We start from the raw sequence: 25214 nt of genomic DNA, 5'->3' as shown, positions 1-25214 counted from the left end.
CCATGTCCTTCTACACCTCGCTCAGCGGGCTGCGCAACGCGCAGACTGATCTGGGAGTGATCGCGCACAACATCGCCAACGCCGAAACAGTCGGGTTCAAGAAGAGCGACACGCGCTTCGCCGATCTCGTCGCCGGCGGCGCGTCGAGCGACCCGCGCATGACGCGCGGCATTGGCGCGGCGGTTGCCGCGATCGCCCAGGATTTCGGGCTCGGCGCGATCGAGCAGACCGGCGGGGCCACGGACCTCGCCATCGCGGGCGAGGGGTTCTTCGCCCTGCGTGACGCGGCCACGGGCCGGCTGTCCTTCACGCGCAACGGTGCGCTGTCGCTCGGCGAGGACGGGCATGTGCATGACGGGGCGGGGAACCGTCTCCAGATGTTCGATGCCGGGTCCGGCGGCGCGCTGACGGATGCGCGCGTGGCTGTAATCAACGCGGCGGGCGCGGAGCTGGCGGGGATCGCGATTGGGAAGGACGGCATGCTGAGCGCCACCTACGCCGACGGCACCATCGCCACTGCGGGCACCATCGCGCTCGCCACCTTCACGACGCCGGCCGGGCTGCGGCAGATCGGCGGCGGAAAGTGGGAGGCGACCGGACTGTCCGGAGTTCCGCAACTGCGCGCCCCCGGGGAGGGGAGGGCCGGCGACCTGCTGGCCGGAGCGCTTGAACGGTCCAATGTCGACCTTGCCGAGGAGATGGTCGGCCTCATCGCGGCCCAGCGCAATTTCCAGGCCAATGCCAAGGCGATCGACGCGGCGTCGCAGATCTCCCAGACCATCATGAACCTGCGGACCTGAGCCGATGGACCGCATGATCTACACCGCCCTGAGCGGACTGGACGCCGCGATGAACCGCCAGCGGGTGATCGCGCACAACCTCGCCAATGCGCAGACGCCGGGTTTCCGCGCGGACGGCTTTGCCACGGCCGTGCTGACCGTGCGTGGCGCCGGGGTCGAAGCCCGCGCCCTGGCGAAGGGTGCGCTGGCGGGAGTCGATCTCGTGGCCGGAACGCTCGTGGCCACAGGCGATCCGCTCCACGCCGCCGTGAAGGGCGATGCGCTGATCGCGTTGCAGGGGAAAGACGGCGCAGAGGTGTACAGCCGTCGCGGAGACCTGTCCGTCGGCGCGACGGGCGTGCTTCAGAACGGCGACGGCTTGCCGGTGCTCGGCCGGGAAGGGCCGATCACCGTCCCGCCGGGTCAGCCGGTGCGGATCGAACCCGACGGCACGGTGCGCTCGGCGGACGCAAGCGCGTCCGGCGCACAGCCCGAGGCTTTCGGCCGCATCAAGCTCGCCAGTCCCGCCGGCAGCCGCATCCTCAAGGATCAGGACGGCATGCTGCGCGTGCCGGACGGCATTCTGCCGACCGACGAAACCGCGACGCTGGAGACCGGCATGCTCGAGCAGTCCAATGTCGACCTCACCACGGTGCTCGTCGACATGATCGAGGCCCAGCGCGGTTTCGAGCGGCGGGCCAAACTCTTCGCCACCGCCGGCGACATCGACCAGGCCGGCTCCCAGCTCCTCAGCCTGCGGCCCTGAACCCCGTCCCGGCCATTTCGCCGCGCCCGCACAGGAGATCATCATGCCCCTTTCAGCCCTGCACGTCGCCCGCACCGGACTCGAGGCTCAGGATGCCCGCATGCGGGTCATCGCCCACAATCTCGCCAACATCGGCACCACCGCCTTCAAGCGCGAGCGCGCCAGCTTCGCGACGCTCGCCTATCAGGACAACCGGGTCGCCGGACAGCGCGCCAGCGGAGACGCCGCCTATGCGATCGGCATCAATTTCGGCAGCGGTGTCGCCCTCCAGGGAACGAGCCGCATCGCCGTGCAGGGTGCGCTGGAGGGGACCGGCAACGCGCTCGACGTCGCACTCGACGGAGACGGCTTCTTCCAGGTGACGCTTGCCGACGGGAGCGCCGCTTTCACCAGGGCCGGCAACCTGACCCTGACCGCGCAGGGCGAGGTGGTCACCGCCCATGGACACGCGCTTGATCCGCCGATCTCCGTGCCCGCCGGCGCCGGCAGCCTCACCGTCGCAGCGGACGGCACGGTCACCGCGGTCGTTCCGGGATCGAGCGAACCGCAGCAGCTCGGGCAGATCCTTGTCGCGCGCTTTGCCAACAGTGCCGGTCTGCGTGCGGGCGGCGACAACCTGCTGTTCGAAACCGCGGCGAGCGGTCCGCCCGATGCCGGTCCTCCGGGAAGCGAAGGACGGGGCGCGGTGCGGCAGGGGATGCTGGAGACGTCCAATGTCAATGTGGTGGAGGAGATGGTCGCCATGATTGAGGCCCAACGCGCCTACGAGATCAGCACGAAGATGGTCCGGGCTGTCGATGACATGCTCCGCAACGCCAACCAAGCGCTGTGACGGCCATGGTGCGCGCGCTCACGCCCCTGTTGGCGGTCATGATGGTGGCAGGGTGCGCCGACCCTGCCGCGCCGCTGCGCCTGTCGCCGCCGCCGCTGGCCCGGTCGGAGGTGCCGCCGCCTCCACCCGGCAGCGGAGCCATCTTCAACGCCGCCGTTCCCTATGCGCCGCTCCATCAGGGTCTGCGTGCCCGCCGGGTGGGCGATCTGGTGACGATTGTGCTGGTGGAGGACACCCGCTCGCGCAGGAGCGTGGAGGCGAGCAGCGCCCGGCAGGGCGGTGCTTCGCTGACGCTGCCGGCCGAGGGGCCGCTCGCGCTGCTCGGCGCCGATGCCCTTAAGATGTCGTCGGGCGCGTCGTTCAACGGCAGTGCCGCTGCCAGGCAGACCAGCAGCATCGCGGGTACGGTCACCGTCACCCTCGTGGCGGTCGAGCCGGGCGGCACGGCGCAGGTCGAAGGAGAAAAGCGCATGGTTCTCAGCCAAGGCGAGGAATGGGTGCAGTTCACCGGCCGCCTGCGCCTGGCGGACATCGACGCGGCCAATCGCATTCCATCGACCCTCATCGCCGATGCCCGCATCCGCCATTCCGGCCGCGGCGCCCTGCAGCAGGCCAGCCGTCCCGGATGGCTGAGCCGCTTCTTCGCCCGCGTGGCGCCTTTCTGAGCATGCCGGTGATGCGTTGCACAGTCGCGCTCGTGCTGGTGATCGCCCTCCTTTTCGGCGCCTCGCCGGCGGCAGCGCAGCGGATCCGCGATCTCGGCGCCTTTGATGGCGTGCGTGCCAATCCGTTGACCGGCTACGGCGTGGTGGTCGGGCTGCCGGGAACCGGCGACGACAACCTTGCCTACCTCACCGAAGCTGCGCGCGGCGTGGCGGGGCAGCTGGGCGTGCCCTTGCCGGCAGGCGCGGCGCCGGGCCTCAAGAATGCCGCGGCCGTGATCGTGACGGCCGAACTGCCGGCCTTCGCCAAACCCGGACAAAGGCTGGACATCACCGTCTCGGCACTGGGCAAGGCGCGGTCCCTGCGCGGCGGCACGCTCATCCTGACGGCGCTGAAGGGCGCGGATGGCGAGATCTACGCTCTTGCCCAGGGCAGCGTGGTCGTCGGCGGTCTCGGCGTGTCTGCGCGCGACGGATCGCAACTCACCGTCAACATACCCACTGTCGGGCGCATCGCCCAAGGCGGGATTGTCGAACGGGCCGTCGCATCGGCCGCCGGCGTGCGTGCGCAGGCGCGGTTCAACCTGCACGAGGCGGACTTTCTCACGGCGACCCGGGTGCGCGATGCCATCAACGCCCGGTTCGCCGGCACCGCCCAGATCACCGACGGCGTGACGGTGATCGTCTCCCTGCCCGGCGACGAGGATGCCGCGGCGCTGCGCCTCGCCGAGATCGGGGTGCTGGAGATCGTTCCCGCGCCTGCCTCGGCCCGCGTCGTGGTCAACAGCCGCACCGGCACCGTCATCATCAACGGCGCCGTGCGCCTTGCACCTGCGGCGGTGAGCCATGGCAAGCTGGTCGTGCGGATCGCCGAGCGGGTGGAGGTTTCGCAACCCGGCCCGCTGGCCTCCGGGCGCACCGTTGCCTCCCCTGCGAGCGAGATCGAGGCATCGGAGGAGGGAAGCCGCCTTGCCCTCGTCGCTGGCGGAGCCGATCTCGGGCAGGTGGTGGACGCGCTCGGCACCCTGGGTGTGGCAGCGGCCGATCTCGTCGCCATTCTCGAAGGTCTGAAGCAGGCCGGCGCCCTGCAGGCCGAACTGGTGATCCTGTGACCGCCGCGCCGGTTCCACCCGCAGCGCCAGGCGCGGCAAGCGCGGACCGCTCGGCACTGCGCCGTGCGGCTGAAGGGTTCGAGGCCATGCTCGTGCGGCAGATGTTGGCGGCAGCCCGCAGTGACGGCGATCCTCACGAAGATGACGCACCGGACGCCTTCGCCGGGATCCTCGACGCGCGGCTTGCCGACGTCGCGGCCGCGTGCGGTGCCTTCGGCATCGCGGACGCTCTGGAACGGCAGCTGGCGTCCCGCCTGCAAGGAGGACGCAGGCCGTGACCGGAACGCTGCTTCAGATCGGCAGGAGCGGCGCCCACGCGGCGCGCGCGGCGCTTGACACGTCGGCGCACAACATCGCCAACAGCGCGACGCCCGGCTACACCCGCCGCGCCGCCCGGCTGAGCGTTGCACCAGCGGGTCTGAACCCCGCCCGCGGGCCGATCGCGGGTGGGGGTGTGACGGTGGCGGGCGTTTCGCAGCCCGAAACCCGGTTCCTGCGCGCCGAAACGCGCCGTGCCGACACCGCACTCGCCCGCGCCGCGGCCGAGCTCGACGGTCTGCTGAGCGGCGAGGCCGCGTTGCAGCGCGCCGGCCTGTCGGCGTCGCTGGACCGGTTCGAGGCCAGTCTGGCGAAGCTGGCGTCCGCGCCGCTCGAGCCTGCCCTGCGGCTCGAGGTGCTGGAGCGGGCAGGCGCGGTCGCCGCCGGCTTCAACGCAGCGCATGGCCATCTCGCCACCGCCGGCGACGAACACGCGCTGCGGATCGAGGAGGGAGTGGCGGCTGCAAACGGCCTTGCCGCCTCGCTCGGCGAACTGAACCTCCGGCTGTCGCGGAGCCAGCCTGAAAGCGCGGCGAAAGCCACTCTCCTTGACCAGCGCGATGCGCTGCTTGCCCGGCTTGTTCCGCTCACCGGAGCGACGGTCCGGCTGGACGCCGTCGGCCGGGCGGTTGTGCAGCTGGGGGATGGCGGGCCGCTGCTGCTCGGACCGGCCGGGGCCGCCGCCCTGCGTGTCGAGCGCCAGTCGGACGGGGCGATGCGGTTCCTTGCTGGCGCCGCCGACGCACCGGGTGTCGGCGGCGAACTTGCTGGCCGGGAGCAGGCGCGGTCCCATCTGGCGCGCGCCGTGACGGCCCTCGACGACGCTGCCCGCCAGCTCGCCGGCATCGTCAACACCGCGCAGGCGGGCGGTGCCACACCGTCCGGGAGCGCGGGCGCGCCGCTGTTCTCTGGCGAGGACGCGGCTACCTTGGCCGTGTGCCTGTCCGATCCGGACGCTCTGGCCACCGCGGGCGCGGGTGCCCCGGTGCGCAGCCGCGACACCCGCGCTCTTGACGCCTTGCGGACGGCCTTGGCCCACTCGGGTCCGGCCGCCGCGGTGGACGCCATCGGCGCCGGTCTCGCAGCCTCGATTGCGGCCCGGACCGGCACTCGTGACCTTCACGCCGCCTTCGCGCAGAGCGCACACGAAGCGCTCGGTGACATCGCCGGGATCGATCTCGACGCGGAAGCAGCCAGCCTGCTGCGCTTCCAGCAACTGTTTCAGGCCAGCGGCAAGGTGATGCAGACCGCGGCGCGGGTGTTCGACAGCTTGCTGGAGATCGGCCGATGACGGCGCATGTGTCCACCGCCGGAATGTTCAGCAGGGTCATCGCGCGCATGGAGGGCCTGCGGCAGTCCGCCATCCGCCTGCAGGATCAGGTGTCCACCGGCCAGCGCCTTCAGCGCCCCTCCGACGATCCGGCTGCCGCGGCCGGGGTGAGACAGGGCGAGCGCGCGGACCGGCTCGCGGAGGCAGACGGGTTCGCGCTGTCGCGCGCGGCCGAAAGGATCGCCCTTGCGGACACGGCACTGGAGACGATCGGCGAGGGCCTGCTGCGGGCGCGCGAGCTTGCCCTCGCGGCGGCGAGCGGCGCGGGCGGCGGGGATGCGCGGCAGGCCGTGGCCGCCGAACTGATGTCACTGCACGACACGCTGCTCGCGGCTGTCAACACGTGCGACCCGGCCGGCGTGCCGTTGTTCTCCGGCAGCGCCGGACACCGCGCCTTCGTGCTCGATGAGGAAGGCGTTGCGCGCTATGCCGGCGATGCTGCCCCGCCGCTCCTGCGCTTCCATAATGGCAGGGCGCTGGCGGTCGGCGTCACCGGGCAGGACATCTTCAACGCAGGGCCCGCCGGTGACGCGCTCGCACTGCTCGGCCGCGTCGCCGGCGCTTTGCGCAGCGATCCCGCAACGGCACAAGCGGTCGCGGCAACCGCCGTGACCAGCCTTGACGATGCGCTGGCGGCGTTTGCCCAAGTTCGCGCGCGCCTTGGCGCCATGGACGCGGCGACCGGAACGCTCAGGGACATGCATGCGGACGAGGCGCTGGCGCGGGCGGAGCTGCGCGACCGTCTTGGCGGCGCAGACCTGGCCGAAAGCGTCGCCCGGCTCCAGCAGACACTCGCCGCTCTGGAGGCAAGCCGGGCGACATTCAGCCGCCTGTCCGCTCTCAGCCTGTTCGACCACCTTTGATCCCCTGGCGGAGACCTTCATGTTCCCAGCGCTCGGCATTGCAGTCCTCCTTGTCATGGTCTTCGGTGGTTTCGCCCTGACCGGCGGCGCGATCGGACCGGTGCTGGCAGCGGTCCCGTTCGAGATGATGATCATCGGGGGTGCGGCCGCCGGTGCCCTGATCGCGGGGAATTCGCTGCACGAGCTCAAGGCGCTGGGCGCGGGGCTGGTGCGGGTGTTCAAGGGGCCGCGCTACAGCAGTGCGGATCATGTCGACGCCATTGCCCTGTCGGCAAGGCTCATGCGGCTGTATCGCCAGGACGGTCCCCTGGCGCTTGAACAGCACGTGGAAAACCCCCGCTCCTCGCCGCTGTTCGGCGAATTTCCCCGCATCGTCGCAGATCCGCATCTGGTGCAACTGCTTGCCGATCCGCTGATGCTGCTGGTGGTGTCGTCGGGCAGCCTTGATCCGCACGCCGTCGAGGAGGTGCTCGACAACGCCATCCGCGCGCGGCTTGGCCAGATGGACGAACCGGCGCATGCGCTGCGCGAGCTGTCCGATGCGCTGCCCGCGCTCGGCATTGTCGCGGCGGTTCTGGGCGTGATCAAGACCATGGGATCGATCGACCAGCCGCCCCCGGTTCTGGGCAAGATGATCGGGGCCGCGCTTGTCGGAACCTTTCTGGGAGTTCTGCTCGCCTACGGCATTGTCGGACCGCTGGCCGCGCGTCTGAGGCAGATCAACGCGCAGGATCAGCAGATCCTCCATTCCGTCAAGCAGGTGATCGTCGCCAGCCTGCACGGACACCCTCACGCCCTCGCTGTCGAGGGCGCGCGATCGGGCCTGCCCGATGCAGTGCGGCCGTCGCTGACGCAGCTTCTCGACCTGCTCAAGGGCCGGTGAGGTGACTTCCGCCTCGCCCGACGCAGCGCAGGCCGCGCCTGCAACCTTGCCGGCGCCGCCGCAGCAGCTGATCGTGCGCCGGGTTGTCGTGACCGCAGGCGACCGGCATCACGGCGGCGCGTGGAAGGTGGCCTATGCCGATTTCGTCACCGCGATGATGGCCTTCTTCCTGCTGCTTTGGCTGCTCGGCGCGACCGACGAAAACAAGCGCAAGGGGCTGGCCGACTACTTCACCCCGACCCTTGTGAAGACCCGCGAACAGAGCGCCGGCTCGAACGGTCTTCTGGGCGGATCGTCACGGATCGATGCCGATGCCCATCCGTACGCTGCCCGGCAGACGGGCACACGCGCGCTCACCGTCCCCATGAACGCACGGGGCGGACCAGGGGAAGGGGGCAACGATGCGGAACGGGCAGCGCGCCGGACCGCCATGGCCGCCGCGATCCGCGCCCGGCTCGCCACCCGCCTCCAGGCGCGCCCGGACCTGCGCGGTCTGCTCAAGCAGGTGCGGGTCGTCGCCACGCCCGAGGGCGTGCGCATCGACCTTGTGGACGATGCCGACTTCTCCATGTTCACGCTGGGCACGGCACGCATGGTGCCGCGCGCCGAGGCGCTGACACGGGAACTCGCGGAGGTGGTGCGCGGTGGAACTGCGCCGATGGTGGTGCGGGGGCACACCGACGCCCTGCCGTGGCGAACCAATGCCGGCGCCAACAACTGGACCCTTTCGGCCGGCCGGGCGGAGGCCACGCGTGCGGCGCTGGTCCGGGGCGGTGTGGCCGGTGCCCGTTTCCGGCGGATCGAAGGAGTGGCGGCCACGGAACCGCTGGTGCCCGCCGCGCCCGCCGATCCGCGCAATCGCCGCATGTCGGTGCTGCTTCTGGACTGAAGCATCACCGCGTGCACCCGGCGCGCCGCAGGGTCGGCAGGCGTGCCGCCGGCCCGGGTGCACGGGTTGAAGTCAGTCCGCGAGGCTCGCGCGCAGCATCCAGGCGTTCTGCTCGTGCTGTCCGATCCGCGCGACCAGCATGTCGTGGGTGAACAGATCGCCTGCCTCATCCGCAAGCCGCGCGAACTCGCTCATGCGGCGCGCGACCTTCTCGTTGTCCTCGACGAGTTCGGCGATCATGTCGCGCGTCGGCTTGTGCGGCGCGTCGTTGTCGATGACCGTCAGCTGGCGGAACGCCTCGTTGCCGGTCGGCGCGAGCTTGCCCAGCGCGCGGATACGCTCGGCAATGGCGTCGGCCGCCTCGTGCAGCTCCTCGTACTGTTCCTCGGTCATCACATGAAGGCCGTGAAAGCCGGGGCCCTGGACGTTCCAGTGCACGCCAAGGGTCTTGGCATACAGGGTGTAGCTGTCGGCGGTCGCCTTGCAGAGCGCATCGGCGACCTTGTCGCGGACATCCGGTTCGACGCTGGTGTGCAGCGTGTGCCCGTCGCTCTCGACGCGTTCGTTGTCGGTAGTGGTGGCATGGTGGTCGGTCAAGGTCATCTCCTGATGGGGTTGTGGTCTGCAAACGGTGTCAGCCGCCCGCTCGCGCATGCGCAGGCGAGCCTGCCGAGGGGGCCGGCGGGTTCTCCGGTCCCGGCAGTGTCGGCGGCTGCGGCGTCGGCTCGGGCGTGCCGTCGGGCTGACGGACCGGGTCCGGGGCGTAGGGATCAGGGGGCAAGGTGGCCATGCGAAATCGTCCTGGTGAGTGTCATCACCACAACAGCCGAGCGCGCCATTGGTTGCGCGACCTCGTCAGCAAGCATGCGGGTTGCAGACGGATGCCGGTGGGAACGGAGCCGGGTTCCGACCTTCTCTGGGCTGTAACCCATTGATTATTATATCACGACTTTGAGTTCGAATCCCATTTGAGATCGGTTAAACATCGTTCGCGGGCACGACCCCCGACTCTTTTCCTTGCCCGAACGACACATGCTCGCTTACACCTCAATAGGCCCACTAATTGGATGGGTTTGGAATCTGATTTGAGGGCGGCCATGTGGGAAGGCAAACCAAGTCTACGATGGAGCGTGGAGCAAAAGCTCCAGTTCATCGAGTTCCGCCTCTTCTGGGAAGGTCACGTCAATAGAGCCGATCTAATGGACACATTCGGTGTCTCGCTGAACCAGGCATCGGGCGACCTCAACCGCTACATAGCGCTCGCGCCCGACAACATGGTCTACGACAAGAGCGGCAAGACCTATGTCCGTTCACCAGCTTTCAGCCCCCACTTCATGAAACCTGACGCCACCCAATATCTCGCTCAGGTACGTTCTGTTGCTGAAGGGATTGTCGCTCCTGAAGATGCATGGATCGGCAACCTGCCGGCTTTCGATGCTACACCCGCGCCTGCCCGGGGTATCGATCCAGCCGTACTACGTTCGATAGTAATCGCTATTCGGCGGCGTGAAGCTGTTGAGGTCCGATATCAGTCGATGTCGTCCCCCGATCCCGAGTGGCGCTGGATTGCGCCGCATGCGTTGGCATTTGATGGCTTCCGTTGGCACGCACGATCATACTGCGAGAAGAGCGGGGAGTACCGTGACTTCGTCATTTCGCGGATTATCGAGACCCGTCAGTCACGGTCCACTCAAATGCAAACGGCGGCTGATGCTGATTGGGACGAAATCGTTCAGCTTGAGATCGGCCCGCATCCAGCTCTCAGCCAAAATCAGAAGCGAGTGATTGAATTCGACTACGGGATGCAAAATGGTCGGGTTGTTACCCCTGTCCGCCGAGCCTTGCTTTACTACGCATTAAAGAGGCTCGGGCTTGATACGGATCCCGCTGCACGTAAGCCGCAAGATCAGCAGATCATTTTACTCAATACCAATGACGTTCCGGGGGCATCGGCATGAACATTTTCGACCTCGATAAGGCCCTTGTTGACCGTTACGCCTCTTTTGCCCGCTCATTCTCTTCGATCCGTGCTCCGGAGATCGATCACCAGATTCGCGACATTTACAAGCAGGGCAAATTCTGGCCGGCCCCTCTCATAACCATCAACCCCCGCTTCCTGCCTGGGCAATCGATCGATGAGCTTGTCGCATCAGGCGATGTTGCGCCAGAAATTGCATCAGTCTTTGCCGTCGGCCCTGAGCGAAATCCGATCCGCCTTCACCGACACCAGGAACGCGCCGTAGCCAAAGCGAGAAATCGCGAGAGTTTCGTGGTCACGACAGGCACCGGCTCGGGCAAGTCACTCTGCTTCTTTGTGCCGATTGTGGACGCCATCATCCGGGCCAAGAAGGCGGGTGAAGCGCCTCGCACCAGGGCGATTATTATTTACCCGATGAACGCGCTGGCGAACTCGCAGCTGGGGGAAATCAAGAAGTTCGTCGACGATGCGGGACTGCCCCCGCATCTGCGCCCGACCGTTGCCCGCTACACAGGGCAAGAGTCCGAAATTGAGCGTCAGCAGATCTCCAGGGACAAGCCGGATATTTTGCTGACAAACTTCATGATGCTCGAACTCCTGATGACCCGGCAGGAGAAACTCGATCGTGCCGTGATCGAGAACGCTCAGGGCTTGGACTTTCTGGTCCTCGACGAATTGCACACCTACCGAGGGCGACAAGGTGCGGATGTCGCCATGCTAGTGCGGCGGGTCAAGCAGCGCTTAACGCCGTCCAAGGACCTGATCTGCATCGGAACTTCGGCAACTATGTCCAGCTCGCCAGATGAGCAGGAACGCGCCGCAGCGGTGGCAGAGGTCGCGACCAAGCTGTTTGGGCAGCCAATTTCGTCTGGCAGTATCATAGATGAGGCGCTCGACCGGGCGACCTCCCATGCGATCAAGGCTGAAACACTAGGTGAGCCGTTGCGCCAAGCGGTCCTGCAACCGCTGGCTCCAGCTTTGTCAGATGCGGAGTTACACGTTCATCCGCTTGCCTGCTGGATTGAGACGCAGATCGGCCTTGAGGACGGCGAGAAGCTCCGTCGACGCAAGCCGATGACGCTTCCTGATGCAGCGGCGAAACTGGCAGAGCAGACAGGGCTGACCCAGACCGATTGCGCGCGGGCCATCGCCGATATGTTGGCGATGATGGGCAAGAGGGAAGATCAGCGCGGTGGCAACTCATCGCGGGCGTTTCTTGCCTTCAAGCTGCACCGCTTCATTTCGGGCGCTGGCCAAGCCTATGCGACGCTGGAGCCCGCAGACAAACGCAGGGTCAGCCTGGAAGGGCAGAAGTATCACCCCGAGGATGAGAGCGCCCGCCTATACCCACTCTTCTTCTGCCGCGAGTGCGGGCAAGAACATCACAGCGTCTCGGTCACCTTCGCTGATGGAGCACATCGGGTTATCGCCCGGCCAATCGATGAACCAGCCCGCGATGAAGCAGAGCCCGACGGCACTGAGACCGGCTATCTGGTGCCTGCCGTCAATCAGGCCTTTCGGTTCTCAGGGGACGTCAATGACTATCCGGATGAATGGCTGGAAGTCGCAGCGAACGGCCAAGAGCGCCTGAAGGCGTCACATCGGGGCAAGCATGAAGGGCGCCTGGTTATGGTGCGCCCTGATGGCAGTTTCGGAGACGACGGGGTTCCCGCATGGTTTTTTGCGGGCAAGTATCGCTTCTGCCCTGAATGCGGTCATCAACCTGCCTCCGGTGCCCGAGAGATCAATAAGCTGGCAGGACTGTCGGCTGAAGGTCGCAGTTCAGCGACCACACTAATTGTTTCGACGATCCTTGCCTGGATGGAAAAGGATGAATCCCTCGATCCGCATACCCGCAAGCTGCTGGGGTTCACGGACAACCGTCAGGATGCGGCTTTGCAGGCCGGCCACTTCAACGACTTCATTTTCGTCACGCTTCTGCGTGGCGCGATCCTGCGTGCCGTCAGAGCTGCTGGGTCTCAGGGACTGAAACCGGACAAGTTTGGCGAGGCGGTGCGGCAGGCCCTGGGATTCGACCTCGACGAAAAAGAACGCCTTGGGGAATGGATGCTCGATCCCAATGCCAAGGGTTACCAGAACCGGCAGGAGGCCCAGGAAACCCTATCAGACATTCTGGCTCACCGCCTGTGGGCGGACCTCCGGCGTGGTTGGCGTTATACTAACCCCAACCTTGAAGAGGTGGGCCTGATCGCTGCCCAGTTTCCGGGGCTGGATGACCTCGTGCAGGATGACGAGGAGTTCGTGGGTAACGAACGGCTTGCCCAAGCCTCTCCTGATCAGCGACGCAAGCTTTATGAGATCCTATTCGATCACATGCGCCAAGGACTGGCAGTCGCGACTGACGCGCTAGACCGCGGCAAAGTTCGGCAGGCTGCCGAAGTGTCGCGCAATAGGCTCCGGCTGCCTTGGGCGATCGATCGTGAGGAAGAAAACACGCTGCGCGAGTGTGGCTTCCTGATGATCAACCCGCCTCGGAACAACACCATCAGGGCATCGGAAGCGGTACTGATCCTGAGGGCTGGCCGACAGAGCAAGCTGGGGAAAGCCCTTCGACAAGCCTCGCTCTGGGACAACCAGCAAGTCCCGGCCAAGGAATATGATGAGCTGATCGAAACCCTGCTCAAGGCAGCCGAAGCGCATCAGTTCGTCCGCAGGGTCAACGTCGGGTACGAAGCCCCGGCATGGCGCATGGCGCCGACGGCAATTCGCTTGCTACCTGCCGAAGAACGTCGCGACAAGAAACGCCAGAACCTGTTTTTCCGGGAGCTGTACGAGCAGGTCGCCGATATGCTCGGCCACGAGGGTGAGCTCCCTTATAGCTTTGAAGCCCGCGAACACACTGCGCAGGTCGATCAGGACGTTCGCGCCTGGCGCGAGGACCGTTTCCGCTTTGAGCAGGCAGATCAGGAACGCATCAAGGCAAACCTCGATCAAATGCGCGAACAAAGTGAACCTGACAGCTTTCTGCCGGCACTGTTCTGCTCGCCGACCATGGAATTGGGCGTGGACATCAGCGCCCTCAATGCGGTCTACCTTCGGAACGTCCCACCAACTCCGGCCAACTATGCGCAGCGTTCAGGCCGCGCAGGTCGAAGCGGTCAGGCCGCTCTGGTGGTTGTCTACTGTGCGGCACAATCCCCGCATGACCAGTACTACTTTGCTGACCAGCCCGCACTGGTTGCTGGTGCGGTTCGACCCCCGGCTTTGGACTTGGCCAATCAGGATCTGTTGAAGAGCCACTTGCACGCTGAGTGGCTTGCGGCTGCATCAGTACCGCTCAATTCTTCCATCCCTGAAAATCTCGACATGGGCGGCGACAACATGCCGATTGCTGCCGAAATCGCAGAGGGATTGAAGCAGTTGGCCGCATCTGGTGCTGCGAAGCCCATCATGCGTCAGTTGATCAACTCTATGCTATCAGCGGTGGAGCTGCGCGATGCGCCTTGGCTGGAAGACGTGGAAGCCTTTGTCGAGCAGACTGACAAAAACGCATTCTTGGAGTTCAGTCAGGCATTCGATCGCTGGAGGAACCTGCACAACAGTGCCCGTCACGAGCAGGAACAGGCGCACGCAATTCAGAACAAGATCGGGCTAAAAGCCGGTGAACGCACCGCAGCTGCTTCTCGGTATCGAAACGCATCCAGAGAACTCGAGATTCTCGAGTGCGGCAAAGCTTCGAACAGTTCCGATTTTTACACCTATCGCTACCTGGCCACTGAGGGGTTCCTGCCAGGTTATAACTTCCCGCGCTTGCCGCTCTACGCCTTTATCCCGGCGTCGAAGAGCGCTGTACTCCAGCGCCCCCGCTTCCTTGCGATCGCTGAATTCGGCCCCAACAGCATGATTTATCATGAGGGCCGCGCGTTCCGGGTGACCAAGGCCAAGCTACCCGCGGAAGGTCGGTTGGATAATGGTCAGCTATCTACCACGACCCTGATTCTTTGCCCTGAATGTGGGGCTGCTCACACCGATGAACTCCAAGAACGTTGCCACGCCTGTGCCGCGCCTTTGGGCGGTGCCGAGCGCCTCGACACAGTTTTCCGTATCGACAATGTCGAAACTGCGCCCTCAGAGCGGATCACTGCGAATGACGAGGATCGTCAGCGGCGCGGGTTTGAGATCCAGACCGTGTTCCAGTGGCCCGTCCACAACGGCTCGCCGGACATTCGATCAACGACCCTATGCGCCGACGACACGGAGCTGCTCAGGCTCGACTATGGTGCAGCGACCAAGCTCTCCCGGATCAACAAGGGGCTCAGGCGGCGCAAGTCGAAGTCCATCTGTGGCTTCTTCATAGACCTTAATTCCGGGCGATGGCTCAAAGATCCAGAAACCGGCGATGATGACGATGGCATGGGTGATCCCACCCAGGCAAAGCCGCAGCGCATCGTGCCGATGGTCGAAGACCATAAAAATGCCCTCCTGCTGCAGCCCAAGGTCTCATTGAGCACCGAGGACATGGCGACCTTCCAGCATGCGTTTATTCGCGGCATCCAGTTAGTCTTCGAACTGGAAGAGGGAGAAATCCTTGGCGAGCCTCTGCCGACCCGGGACATTCGTCACACCATTCTGCTTTATGAAGCGACTGAAGGTGGCGCGGGCGTTCTCAACCGACTGGTTGCCGATCCCGCCAAGGTAGCCGAAGTGGCGCGCGAGAGCCTCAAGCTCATGCACTACAAGGAGCCACTCGAGCCTGGTGACATGATTGAGACTGAAGATGCCTGCGTCGCGGGGTGCTATCGCTGCATCTTGTCCTATTTCAATCAGCCCGATCATGAACTGATCGACCGCCGAAACGACAACGTGATCAGCCTGCTTTGCGAGCTGACAACCGCAAACGAAAGCGAGGCCGAAACCGCCAGTGCAGGCGACCCTTGGGGTAAGGCTGTTCGGCAGTGGGGGCTTCCTACCCCGTCAGGGCTCAGCATGGCGGGGATACAACTGCCCCTGTTCTGGCCAGCCAAAGGGGTACTCGCTGTGCCTGGCGGGGCATCACCTGAACTCGTCAACGAGGCCGCTGCTCTCGGTATCCTCGACATAATCGATCTGCCTGATCGTCCGGCTGAGCACGCGCCAGCCGAACTACTTATTGCACTTGGAGTTTCCCGATGAACGCGGTCGTATTTTCTCCTGGTGACATGGTCCGTGCTCGCGGGCGTGAATGGATTGTTCTGCCATCGCCCTCCGAGGAACTGCTCAACATCCGGCCACTGTCGGGAACCGACGATGATGCGCAGCTGATTGCGCCCGCCCTTGAGGCAACACCTGTCAGCGCTGCCAGCTTCGCGACCCCCACGGCCGACCGTCTCGACACGCAGGACGGGGGCCGTTTGTTGGCCGATGCCCTTCGCCTCTCGCTTCGTCGCGGCGCTGGACCATTCCGAAGCGCTGCGCACTTGGGCGTCGAACCCCGTGCCTATCAGCTTGTCCCACTGATGATGGCGCTTAAGCAATCCGTTGCACGGCTGTTGATTGCTGACGATGTTGGTATCGGCAAGACCATCGAAGCAGGCATGATCCTTCGCGAGTGGCTGGATCGCGGCCTTACCGATAGGTTCACCGTCCTGTGCCCGCCGCATCTCGTTGATCAGTGGGTCAGCGAACTTACCGAGAAGTTTGATATTGATGCCGTGGCCGTCACGGCAGCACGGGCTCGCGGGCTCGAGCGGGGCTTGCCTACCTCGCAAAGTCTGTTCGAGGCTTACCCGTACACCGTCGTCAGCCTCGACTATATCAAGGCAGACAGTAGGCGTGATGAGTTTGCCCGGGCGTGTCCGCAATTCGTCATTGTCGATGAAGCGCATGCGTGTGTCGGTAATGAGAGGGGGAAGCACCAGCGCTTCGATCTTCTGCAAACGCTGTCTGCAGATGCCGACCGACACATGCTCCTTCTGACTGCGACGCCGCACAGCGGCGACATTGTGGCTTATGACCGCCTGCTGGGTCTGGTCCATCCTGATCTGGCCGGCGGCCCGGAATCAGGGGATGCCAATGCCCGTGAGCGCTATGCCCGCCGGTTGGCTCAGCACTTCATCCAGCGCCGTCGCCCAGACATCCAAGATGGCTGGGACGAGAAACGTGCCTTTGCCCGGCATGAGACCAAGGAATCGCCATTCACGCTCGCAGGTGATTTTGCCACCTTCCAGGAGGCAGTCCTCGATTACTGCCTGAACGTTACTGAGCGTGCAGGATCAGATCAGAGGCATCGCCGTCTCGCCTTCTGGGGGACGCTTGCACTCATGCGCTGTGTGGGGTCGTCCCCTGCCGCAGCGGTCAGTGCTCTTCGAAACCGCCTTGGTGGCATGGCAGAGGAAGAAGCAATCGAACCGGTCGTGTTCGATGCCGAAGATGGCGTTCTCAATGAGAGCGACGTGGAGCCGGCTACTGCTATCGAAGACCGGGAGGAGGCAGCGGGACTTAGCAGCCTCATCGAACTGGCCCAATCCCTAGACGCCAGGCGGGATGAGGACCCCAAGGTCAAGAAGCTCATTGCTGAACTACGCCCCATTCTCAAGGAAGGCGCCAAGCCCGTCATCTTCTGCCGTTTCATAGCTACGGCTGAGGCACTGGGAGAAACCCTGCGAGCCATCTTCCCGAAGGCAGCCATAGCCGTGGTCACGGGTACTCTTCCGCCTGATGAACGACGCAGCCGGGTCGATGCGCTTGAGCCCTTCGAAAACCGGATCCTCGTTGCGACCGACTGCTTGTCGGAAGGTATCAACCTCCAGAGCCTGTTCGACACGATCGTCCACTACGACCTGAGCTGGAACCCGACCCGGCATCAACAGCGCGAGGGCCGCGTCGACCGTTTCGGACAACAGGCGCCCGTTGTCCGCTCGCTCATGATGTATGGCGAAAACAGCCCAATCGACGGAGCTGTGCTCAACGTAATCCTGCGAAAGGCCGAAGAAATCCAGAAGGCAACGGGCGTCAGCGTTCCGATGCCGGAAGACCAGGAAAGCGTGACCTCAGCTCTGATGCAGGCGGTCTTGCTGCACCGTGGCGGCAGCGCGAAAAGCCAGATGACTTTCGACTTCGGCCCGGGTGCAGACCTGTTCGAGCGGCAATGGCGCGATACGGCTGAGGGGGCAAAGGCAAGCCGCGCCCGCTATGCCCAGGGATCATTGAAGCCTGACGAAGTTCTCCCCGAGTGGCGCAAGATGCGGGCGCTCAATGGTGGCCCCAAGGAAGTGGCCCGCTTCACGGAGCGGGCGCTAAAGCGCCTCCAGGCCCCGTTAGAACCTCTGCTCGGCCATTCGCTGCTTCACCTCGACTTCCTGCCCGAGATGATGCGTGAGCGGTTGGGGCAGCGAGGTTTGCATGGCACGAAGCGGGTCAGCTTTGAAGACGACCCGTCTCCCGGTGTAACCCATGTTGGCCGCGTCCACCCGGTAGTTGCCGTCTTGGCCGAGACTTTGGCTGAGGGCGCACTGGACCCAGAAGCCGCAGAAGGGCGCGCCCTCGGTCGCGCTGGCGTCTGGCGGACCCGTGCGGTGAGCCAGATGACAACGCTGCTGCTGCTGCGCCTGCGCTACAAGCTGGTGACCAGCGGCCGTATGAACCGTCTCCTGCTAGCGGAAGAAGCCACCGGGCTGGCCTTCTCGGGGCTTGGCCATGACGTCTCGCTGAGCGCTGAAGACGCGCTGGCCCTGCTTGAAGCCGAAGCTTCGAGCAATATCGATGAAAGTGCACGCATCCGGCAGATCGACGCTGCCCGCGACCGCTTGGCTTCCTACACGCCCGCTCTTGAGGCGTTCGCTCATCAGCGCGGTGAGGCGCTTTCGGTTGACCACCTCCGCCTGACCGAGGCCGCTGGCGGCGGTGCCACCGTCAAGGTCAGTCCCGTCCTGCCGGCCGATATCATCGGCCTTTATGTCCTGCTGCCGGAGGTGAACTGATGTCCCGTGCCATGAAGCGCGCTGCCGACATCGGCTTTGCCGCGATCACAATTGAAGGTGGGCTGATCTCCCCCGCCCAAGTGCAGGCGATTGCCTCCGCTGCGCCCGATCAGAAGATGGCGGCCGACTATGGTTGTCCGAAGGGCACCGGCCTGCGCGATGAGATTACGCGCTATTTCCGCATCGGGCAGGCCCATTGGCAGGCCTATGTCCGGCTTGATCAGCCCACGATGCAGCAGACCGCCGATTTTGCGCGAAATTTGCTGGAACAGGCATTTGGTTTCGAGCTCACCGGACCGCACCATCATACACGCGAAGATCGGCGCTACACCATCGCCTGGGAAGCCAGGGGTGGACGCGTGCCGGTAGTCGTCGCACCGCCAGCACCAGCAGAAAAGGGCAAGGCAGGCGATGGGTTCGCCCGGGCATTGCCGGAGTTCGGAGATGGAGCAAGCGGTCGCATTGCACGCCGTTCGCCTACCGTGCTGTTGCAGGAATGGCTCAATTCCAACCCGGACTTCTATTGGGGCCTCGTATTTGCAGGCGACCGGGTACGGCTGATGCGAGACAATGCCAGCCTGACCCGCCCGGCCTGGATCGAGGCAGACCTCGGGGCGATCTTCCGCGACGAGATGTTCGCAGATTTCGCGGTCCTGTGGCTGCTGATCCACGCCAGCCGTTTCGGTGAAGAAGGCGCAGGCGCCAGTGATTGCGCGCTGGAACGCTGGCGCGAGGCCGGCATGCGGGCGGGAACTTCCGCGCGCGAGCGGCTGCGGGTCAACGTCGAGGATGCGCTGATGGCACTGGGTCAGGGCATCCTCGATGCCAACTCCGCCATCCGGGACCGGCTCGACACCAATGAGCTCACAATGCCGCACCTGTTCGAGCAGATGCTGCGCGTGGTCTACCGCCTGATCTTCCTCGGCGTGGCCGAGGATCGCGATCTGCTGCATCCACCCGCGACGCCCAAGGCCGTGCGCGATCTTTACAGCAGCAACTATGGTTTTGCCTGGCTGCGCGACCGGTCGACGCGCCGCAATGCGCATGACCATCACCATGATGCCTGGGAAGGCGTGAAGGTGGTGTTCCGCGCGCTGGAGCGTGGGGAAAAGCTGCTGGGCTTGCCCGCGCTTGGCGGCCTGTTCGACCGGGCGCTCACGCCTGATCTGGATGCCGCGCAAATCCCCAACCGCGCACTGCTCGCGGCCGCGTTCAAACTGGGCTGGCTGATCGAGGATGGCCGCCGCGTGCGGATCAACTGGCGCGATATGGCGACCGAGGAACTGGGCAGCGTCTATGAAGGCCTGCTCGAACTCGTGCCCGTGCGTGAGGATGGCGGACGCACCTTCGGCTTTGCGGGCGGTGCTGAAGCGCGCGGCAATGCGCGCAAGGTATCAGGCAGCTATTATACGCCGGACAGCCTGGTGCAGTGCCTGCTCGACAGCGCTCTCGATCCGGTGCTGGACCGGGCCGAAGCAGAGGGCGGCGCAGACGCCATCCTTGAGCTCAACGTGATCGACCCCGCCTGCGGATCGGGCCATTTCCTGCTGGGCGCGGCGCGGCGCATGGCGACGCGGGTGGCGCAGCTGCGCGATCCCGATGCGCCCGATTACAACGCGGCCATGCGCGATGTGGTGCGTGGCTGCATCCACGGGGTGGATCGCAACCCGATGGCGATCGAACTGGCCAAGGTGGCGCTGTGGATTGAATCGGTGGAACCGGGCAAGCCGCTTGGCTTCCTCGATGCCAACATCCAGTGCGGTGACAGCCTGCTGGGCGTGTTCGATCTGGCCGCGCTGGAAGAAGGCATCCCCGATGAGGCTTACAAGCCGCTGACAGGCGACGACAAAGATACGACTGTCTGGTTCCGCAAACGCAACAAGGCGGAGCGCGAAGGGCAAGGCAGCTTTGATTGGGCCGCAGGGACCGGCGGAGGTCTGCCCCCGGCCAAGCTGGCCGCCACGATGGACGATCTGCGCCACCTGCCCGAAGATACCGTGGCCCAGGTCGCGGAAAAGCGCCGCCGCTTCGCCGCATGGGAGGCGGACCCGAAGCGCTATGCCACCAAGGTGGCTTGCGACCTTTATATCGCCGCCTTCCTTCTGCCCAAGACGGGCGCCGCTCCCGCCAACGCGAACAGCGTGACGGTGCCGACCACCGCGCATGTGCGGAAAAGGCTGGGCGGCGGGCAGATTTACGGCCCGTTGGAGGCTGCTTCCGTTGATGCGGCGGGTAATGCCCGTGCATTCCACTGGCCGCTCGCCTTTCCGGAAGTGATGATCGGCAAAGGCGGGTTTGATGTCGTGCTGGGCAATCCGCCGTGGGAGCGGATCAAGCTTCAAGAGCAGGAGTTCTTTGCCAGCCGCGATGCCGATATTGCGGGTGCCCCCAATGCAGCCGCGCGCACGAAAATGATCAAGGCGCTGCCCAGCGCAGTGCTGGCGGATGGATCAGCGGACATGCCACGCCGCCAGCTTCATGCCGCGTTCGAAGCGGCCAAGCGCACGGCGGAGGCGTCTTCGGTTTTCTTCAGCTCGCCCAAAGATGAAGACCCGACCAAGATCGCGCTGAGCAAGGTTTCCAAGGCGCGGCGATTCCCGTGGACCGGGCGCGGCGATGTGAACACCTACGCCCTGTTTGCCGAGCATTTCCTGAATCTTCTGCGCCCCGGCGGGGGCGGCGGGCTGATCGTGCCCACCGGCATTGCGACCGATGCCACCACCGCCCCCTTCTTCGGCCATCTGGTGGCCAGCCAGCGGCTGGCCGGGCTGATCGACTTTGAAAACCGCGAAAAGCTGTTCCCGGCGGTGGACAGCCGGATGAAGTTCTGCCTGCTCACCCTGGGCTGGGGCGTGGCGGCGGCGGACTTTGCCTTTTTCCTCACCGATCCGGCCGGGCTGGAACAGGCCGAACGCCGCTTTACCCTCTCGCCCGCCCAGATCGCCCGGATCAACCCCAACACCCGCACCGCGCCCGTGTTCCGCGCCCGTGCCGATGCCGCGCTGACCGCCGCCATCTATGATCGCGTGCCGGTGCTGATCGAGGAAGGCAAAGGGCCTGCGGGCAACCCCTGGGGCGTGGGGTTCATGGCCATGTTCCATATGTCGAACGACAGCGGATGCTTCCGCACCGCCGCGCAATTGGCCGCGGCGGGCTATGTCCGCGATGGCAGCGATTGGGCGGGTGGCGGCGGGGCGCGCCCGCCACAGCCGGCACTGGCGCTGTCCGGCGGGCACGATGCGCGTCATCTTGACCTGTCAACCGGCAAGGCTGCGCCAAAATTGGGACGCCATGTGCCGCTCTATGAAGCCAAGATGATCCACCAGTTCGATCACCGCTGGGCCACTTATGAGGCCGACGGCGAAACCAGCCGCGACATGACGCTGGCCGAAAAGCACAACCCCGCCTGCGAACCCGCGCCGCGATACTGGGTGCCGCAAGCCGAAGTGGCCAGCCGCCTTTCCGCCAAGGGCTGGAATCGGGGGTGGCTGATGGGCTGGCGGGACATCACCAACGCAACGAACGAGCGGACTGTGATTTCTGCGCCTTCACCCGTGGCCGGTTGTGGCGACACCCTGTTGCTCATGTTTCCCGCTGAAGAACATATCCGCAAAGTAGCCGGGCTATGCGCGAACATGAGCGCCATAGTCTTTGACTATGCCGTCAGGCAGAAAATTGGCGGAACTCATCTCAAGTATAATGTCTTCAAACAGAACCCCGTCCTCCCCCCCGCCGCCTATGACGACGCCTCGCTGGCCTTTATCGTCCCGCGCGTGCTGGAGCTTTCCTACACCTCCCGCGCCATGGCCCCCTTCGCCCGCGATCTGGGTTATGAAGGCCCGCCCTTTGCCTGGGATGAGGGCCGCCGCGCGCAACTGCGCGCCGAGCTGGATGCCTGGTTCGCGCTCGCCTATGGCCTGACCCGTGATGAACTGCGCTATGTGCTCGATCCCAAGGACGTGATGGGCGCAGACTATCCATCCGAAACCTTCCGCGTCCTTCAGAAGAACGAAATCGCCAAATATGGCGAATACCGCACCCAGCGCCTCGTCCTCGCCGCCTATGACGCGCTGGTGGCCGGCGGCATGCGCCCGCGCACGGAGGGATATCGCTGATGCAGATTTCGACGATCCTGAACTATATCGACAATGGCCACATGGCCCTGCCGGAGTTTCAGCGCGGCTATGTCTGGGGCGGCGATCAGGTGCGCGGGCTTTTCGGCTCGCTCTATCGCAGGCACCCGGTCGGTGGGCTGCTGGTCTGGGCCACGCAATCGGAAGGCGCGCAATTTCGCGGCGATCAGGAACTTGCGCCGGGCGTGGTCAAGCTGCTGCTCGATGGCCAGCAGCGGATGACCTCGCTCTATGGCGTAATCCGGGGCATGCCGCCCAAGTTCTTCGACGGGAATGAGAAGGCCTTCACCAACCTGCATTTCCATATCGGACGCGAAGAGTTCCAATTCTATCAGCCGATTGCGATGAAGGACGATCCGCTGTGGATCGACGTCAGCGCCCTGTTCAAGGGCGGCAATGATGGCTTGGGCACTATGATCGCCGCGCTGGCCGCGAAACCGGAGCACGCCCCGCAGATCGGCGACTATGCCGGCCGCCTGAACAAGCTCCTCGGCATTCGGGACATTGATCTGCACATCGAGGAGATCACCGGAGCGGACATGACGCTCGACGTGGTGGTCGACATCTTCAACAAGGTGAACAGCGGCGGCACCAAGCTATCAAAGGGCGATCTGGCACTGGCCAAGATATGCGCCGACTGGCCGGAAGCGCGTGCCGAAATGAAGACGCGCCTCTCGACATGGAAGCAGGCGGGATACGACTTCTCGCTCGATTGGCTGCTGCGGTCGGTCAACACCGTGCTGACGGGGGAGGCCAAGTTCCTGCACCTGCATGAACGCTCCGCAGAAGAGGTTCAGGGCGCCCTTTCACGCGCCGGCAAGCATGTGGAGGCAGCGCTGAACCTGATTGCCGGGCGCCTTGGCCTTGATCACGACCGCGTGTTCTTTGGCCGCGGGGCAGTTCCCGTCATGGCCCGTTACCTCGATCAGCATGCCGGGCCGATGAGCCAGCAGGAACGGGACAAGCTGTTGTTCTGGTATGCGCAGGCTGCCATGTGGGGGCGTTTTTCAGGTTCGACCGAGAGCTTCATCGACGCAGACCTTGAAGCACTGTCTGCCGGTGGGCTCGACCGCATGCTGGATGTCCTGCGTCTGTGGCACGGCGGCCTCCGCGTGGAACCGGGCCATTTCACCGGTTGGAACATGGGATCCCGCTTCTACCCGGTGCTCTACATGCTCACCCGCATGGCCGAAGCACGCGACTGGGGGACCGGACTACCGCTAAAGGCCGATATGCTAGGCAAGCTCAGCAAACTAGAGGTCCACCACATCTTCCCCAAGGCGCAACTCTACAAAGCGAATTTCAGCCGGGCCGATGTCAATGCGATTGCTAATTTTTGCTTCCTCACGAAGGGGACGAACCTCAACATTTCAGATGAGCGCCCTGAGGTGTATTTCGAAGAAATCGAAGCCAACCATCCGGGCGCACTGGCAACTCAGTGGATCCCTATAGATCGCAATCTTTGGCGAATTGAAAACTATCAGGACTTCCTCGCTGCACGGCGCGAACTGCTGGCAGCCGAGGCTAATAAGCAGCTGGCCAGCTTGCTGGGAGCAGAGGCGGATCGTTGGCTTGCCAGTGCAGCCCCCATTCTGGCCGCCCCCGCAGTGATTGGCGGGTTCGCCACCGAGGAAGAAGAGAATGAATTGGTCGAACTCAATGCCTGGACGCAGGACCGCGGGCTGGCGGAAGGCGTTCTGGCGTTTGAGTTGGTAGATGAAGCTACCGGCGGACAGCAGGCTGTGCTCGACATCGCTTGGCCTAATGGTGTCCGGCAGGAATTGACGGAAGCGGTGGCAGTGCTGATCGACGAAAGCGCAGAGCTGATGTCGCTCGCCAATTCAGCCGGTTTCAGGTGCTTCACGACTGCAGAGGCTTTCCGCCAATATGTGATCCATGAAGTCGAGGGTGAGCCTGTCGCATGATCGATACCAGAGATCGGCTATCTGAATATCCGTTCGCGCTGGAATCCGAACTTCGCGACGCTGCCAACGAGCATGGCTATCGGATCCCGCAAGGACAGGCAGCGGGCTGGTTGTTCTTCTCGTCGGCGTCAGCGCCCGGTGAAATCGCAGTCGCGGCATCAACAAATGGGATGGCCGGACCTTTCTTCCTGTCCGTCGCGCATCCCGGGGCGGCACGGGAGCTGAAGGCTGAGCTGGCCGGGCCTTGCGCAAAAGGGCACGCCGGAGCCTTCGCATTCCAGGATAGAGATGGCCTCTTCGAAGCAGTCAGTGCCGTCTACCGATTGTCGATGTGCTTGCCGACACTGCCTTACGAGGACTTCCTCAACGATACCGCGCATCTGGGCGATACCGAGGCCGAACGAGAGCAAAAAGTTCGCATCGGCCAGAACCGGTTTCGCTCGGCACTGGTGGACTATTGGAATGCGACCTGCCCCCTAACGGGTGTGAGGGAACCCGAACTCCTGCGGGCATCACACATTATTCCGTGGGCGGCGTGTAGCAGCGACCAAGAGCGGTTGAACGTCCACAATGGCCTGCTGCTCTCAGCCTTGTGGGACGCGGCCTTTGATGCCGGTCTTGTGACATTTGATGATCTGGGAAGGTCGATAGCTTCCCCAAAGCTGGGACTGGATGCCCGTGAAGCTCTGGGACTGGAAAACGTTCCGCCACTGCCACTTTCAGACCAGCATCGGGAACGCCTAAAGTGGCACCGCGACAACATCTGGATTTCGGCTGAAGGCTAAACGATCAATCTTCTTCAGCCAGAGTTCGGAGGAATGCGAT

The 25214-nt window shown here is 64.5% G+C and carries 18 protein-coding genes; 16 read left to right on the top strand and 2 right to left on the bottom strand.

From position 1 onward, the window contains the following. Positions 1-2: 2 nt before the first annotated feature. Genes ETO60_RS00680 through ETO60_RS00640 form a run of 10 tightly spaced genes read left to right on the top strand, consistent with a single transcriptional unit; the run spans position 3 to position 8434 of the window. Positions 3-800, top strand: a complete 798-nt coding sequence (locus ETO60_RS00680; protein ID WP_130001845.1) for a flagellar hook-basal body protein — start codon at positions 3-5, stop codon at positions 798-800. 4 nt (positions 801-804) lie between these two features. After that, the gene (locus ETO60_RS00675) at positions 805-1545 is read left to right on the top strand and encodes a flagellar basal body rod protein FlgF (RefSeq protein WP_130001843.1); all 741 of its coding nucleotides are present in this window, start codon (positions 805-807) and stop codon (positions 1543-1545) included. A 43-nt stretch (positions 1546-1588) separates the two neighbouring features. After that, positions 1589-2377, top strand: coding sequence for a flagellar basal-body rod protein FlgG (gene flgG, locus ETO60_RS00670; protein ID WP_130001842.1), 789 nt, complete (start codon positions 1589-1591; stop codon positions 2375-2377). A 5-nt stretch (positions 2378-2382) separates the two neighbouring features. Further along, the gene (locus ETO60_RS00665) at positions 2383-3042 is read left to right on the top strand and encodes a flagellar basal body L-ring protein FlgH (protein ID WP_130001840.1); all 660 of its coding nucleotides are present in this window, start codon (positions 2383-2385) and stop codon (positions 3040-3042) included. After that, positions 3003-4151, top strand: a complete 1149-nt coding sequence (locus ETO60_RS00660) for a flagellar basal body P-ring protein FlgI (RefSeq protein ID WP_390612430.1) — start codon at positions 3003-3005, stop codon at positions 4149-4151. Before ETO60_RS00665 ends, ETO60_RS00660 begins: the two co-directional genes overlap by 40 nt. After that, a complete protein-coding gene (locus tag ETO60_RS11150; RefSeq protein WP_165362069.1) occupies positions 4148-4429 on the top strand; it encodes a rod-binding protein in 282 nt (93 codons plus the stop codon). Before ETO60_RS00660 ends, ETO60_RS11150 begins: the two co-directional genes overlap by 4 nt. Then, positions 4426-5760 (top strand): flagellar hook-associated protein FlgK, encoded by a 1335-nt coding sequence (gene flgK, locus ETO60_RS00655; protein WP_165362068.1) that lies wholly within the window; start codon positions 4426-4428, stop codon positions 5758-5760. The genes ETO60_RS11150 and flgK overlap by 4 nt, the downstream gene beginning before the upstream one ends. Further along, entirely contained in the window at positions 5757-6662 is a 906-nt protein-coding gene (locus tag ETO60_RS00650; RefSeq protein WP_130001837.1) for a flagellin N-terminal helical domain-containing protein, read from the top strand. Before flgK ends, ETO60_RS00650 begins: the two co-directional genes overlap by 4 nt. Positions 6663-6681: 19 nt before the next feature. Continuing rightward, positions 6682-7545 (top strand): flagellar motor stator protein MotA, encoded by an 864-nt coding sequence (gene motA, locus ETO60_RS00645; protein ID WP_130001835.1) that lies wholly within the window; start codon positions 6682-6684, stop codon positions 7543-7545. Between the two features lies 1 nt (position 7546). After that, positions 7547-8434: a flagellar motor protein MotB gene (locus tag ETO60_RS00640; protein ID WP_234026244.1), complete on the top strand. Its 888-nt coding sequence runs from the start codon at positions 7547-7549 to the stop codon at positions 8432-8434. A gap of 72 nt (positions 8435-8506) precedes the next feature. Here ETO60_RS00640 and ETO60_RS00635 read toward each other — a convergent pair whose 3' ends face one another. Beyond that, complete coding sequence (locus tag ETO60_RS00635) at positions 8507-9037, bottom strand: Dps family protein (protein WP_130001833.1); 531 nt, start codon at positions 9035-9037, stop codon at positions 8507-8509. Positions 9038-9068: 31 nt separating this feature from the next. Next, the gene (locus ETO60_RS11145) at positions 9069-9224 is read right to left on the bottom strand and encodes a hypothetical protein (RefSeq protein WP_165362067.1); all 156 of its coding nucleotides are present in this window, start codon (positions 9222-9224) and stop codon (positions 9069-9071) included. Between the two features lie 340 nt (positions 9225-9564). Between ETO60_RS11145 and ETO60_RS00630 the strand changes: the two genes are divergently transcribed. The 6 genes from ETO60_RS00630 to ETO60_RS00605 are packed head-to-tail and all read left to right on the top strand — an operon-like array spanning position 9565 to position 25174. Beyond that, complete coding sequence (locus ETO60_RS00630) at positions 9565-10392, top strand: WYL domain-containing protein (protein ID WP_234026243.1); 828 nt, start codon at positions 9565-9567, stop codon at positions 10390-10392. Beyond that, the gene (locus tag ETO60_RS00625) at positions 10389-15545 is read left to right on the top strand and encodes a DEAD/DEAH box helicase (protein WP_130001831.1); all 5157 of its coding nucleotides are present in this window, start codon (positions 10389-10391) and stop codon (positions 15543-15545) included. Before ETO60_RS00630 ends, ETO60_RS00625 begins: the two co-directional genes overlap by 4 nt. After that, on the top strand, positions 15542-18331 hold the full coding sequence (locus ETO60_RS00620; protein WP_234026242.1) for a DEAD/DEAH box helicase: 2790 nt from the start codon (positions 15542-15544) through the stop codon (positions 18329-18331). Before ETO60_RS00625 ends, ETO60_RS00620 begins: the two co-directional genes overlap by 4 nt. Beyond that, positions 18331-22446, top strand: coding sequence for an Eco57I restriction-modification methylase domain-containing protein (locus ETO60_RS00615; RefSeq protein ID WP_130001830.1), 4116 nt, complete (start codon positions 18331-18333; stop codon positions 22444-22446). The genes ETO60_RS00620 and ETO60_RS00615 overlap by 1 nt, the downstream gene beginning before the upstream one ends. Continuing rightward, positions 22446-24389, top strand: a complete 1944-nt coding sequence (locus ETO60_RS00610; RefSeq protein WP_130001828.1) for a GmrSD restriction endonuclease domain-containing protein — start codon at positions 22446-22448, stop codon at positions 24387-24389. The genes ETO60_RS00615 and ETO60_RS00610 overlap by 1 nt, the downstream gene beginning before the upstream one ends. Beyond that, positions 24386-25174: an HNH endonuclease gene (locus ETO60_RS00605; RefSeq protein ID WP_130001826.1), complete on the top strand. Its 789-nt coding sequence runs from the start codon at positions 24386-24388 to the stop codon at positions 25172-25174. The genes ETO60_RS00610 and ETO60_RS00605 overlap by 4 nt, the downstream gene beginning before the upstream one ends. Positions 25175-25214: the final 40 nt, after the last annotated feature.

Source organism: Qipengyuania thermophila (assembly GCF_004153605.1).
Lineage (GTDB): Bacteria > Pseudomonadota > Alphaproteobacteria > Sphingomonadales > Sphingomonadaceae > Qipengyuania_B > Qipengyuania_B thermophila.
Note: the sequence above shows the minus strand (reverse complement) of the source record. Positions and strands in the feature narration are given on the sequence as shown.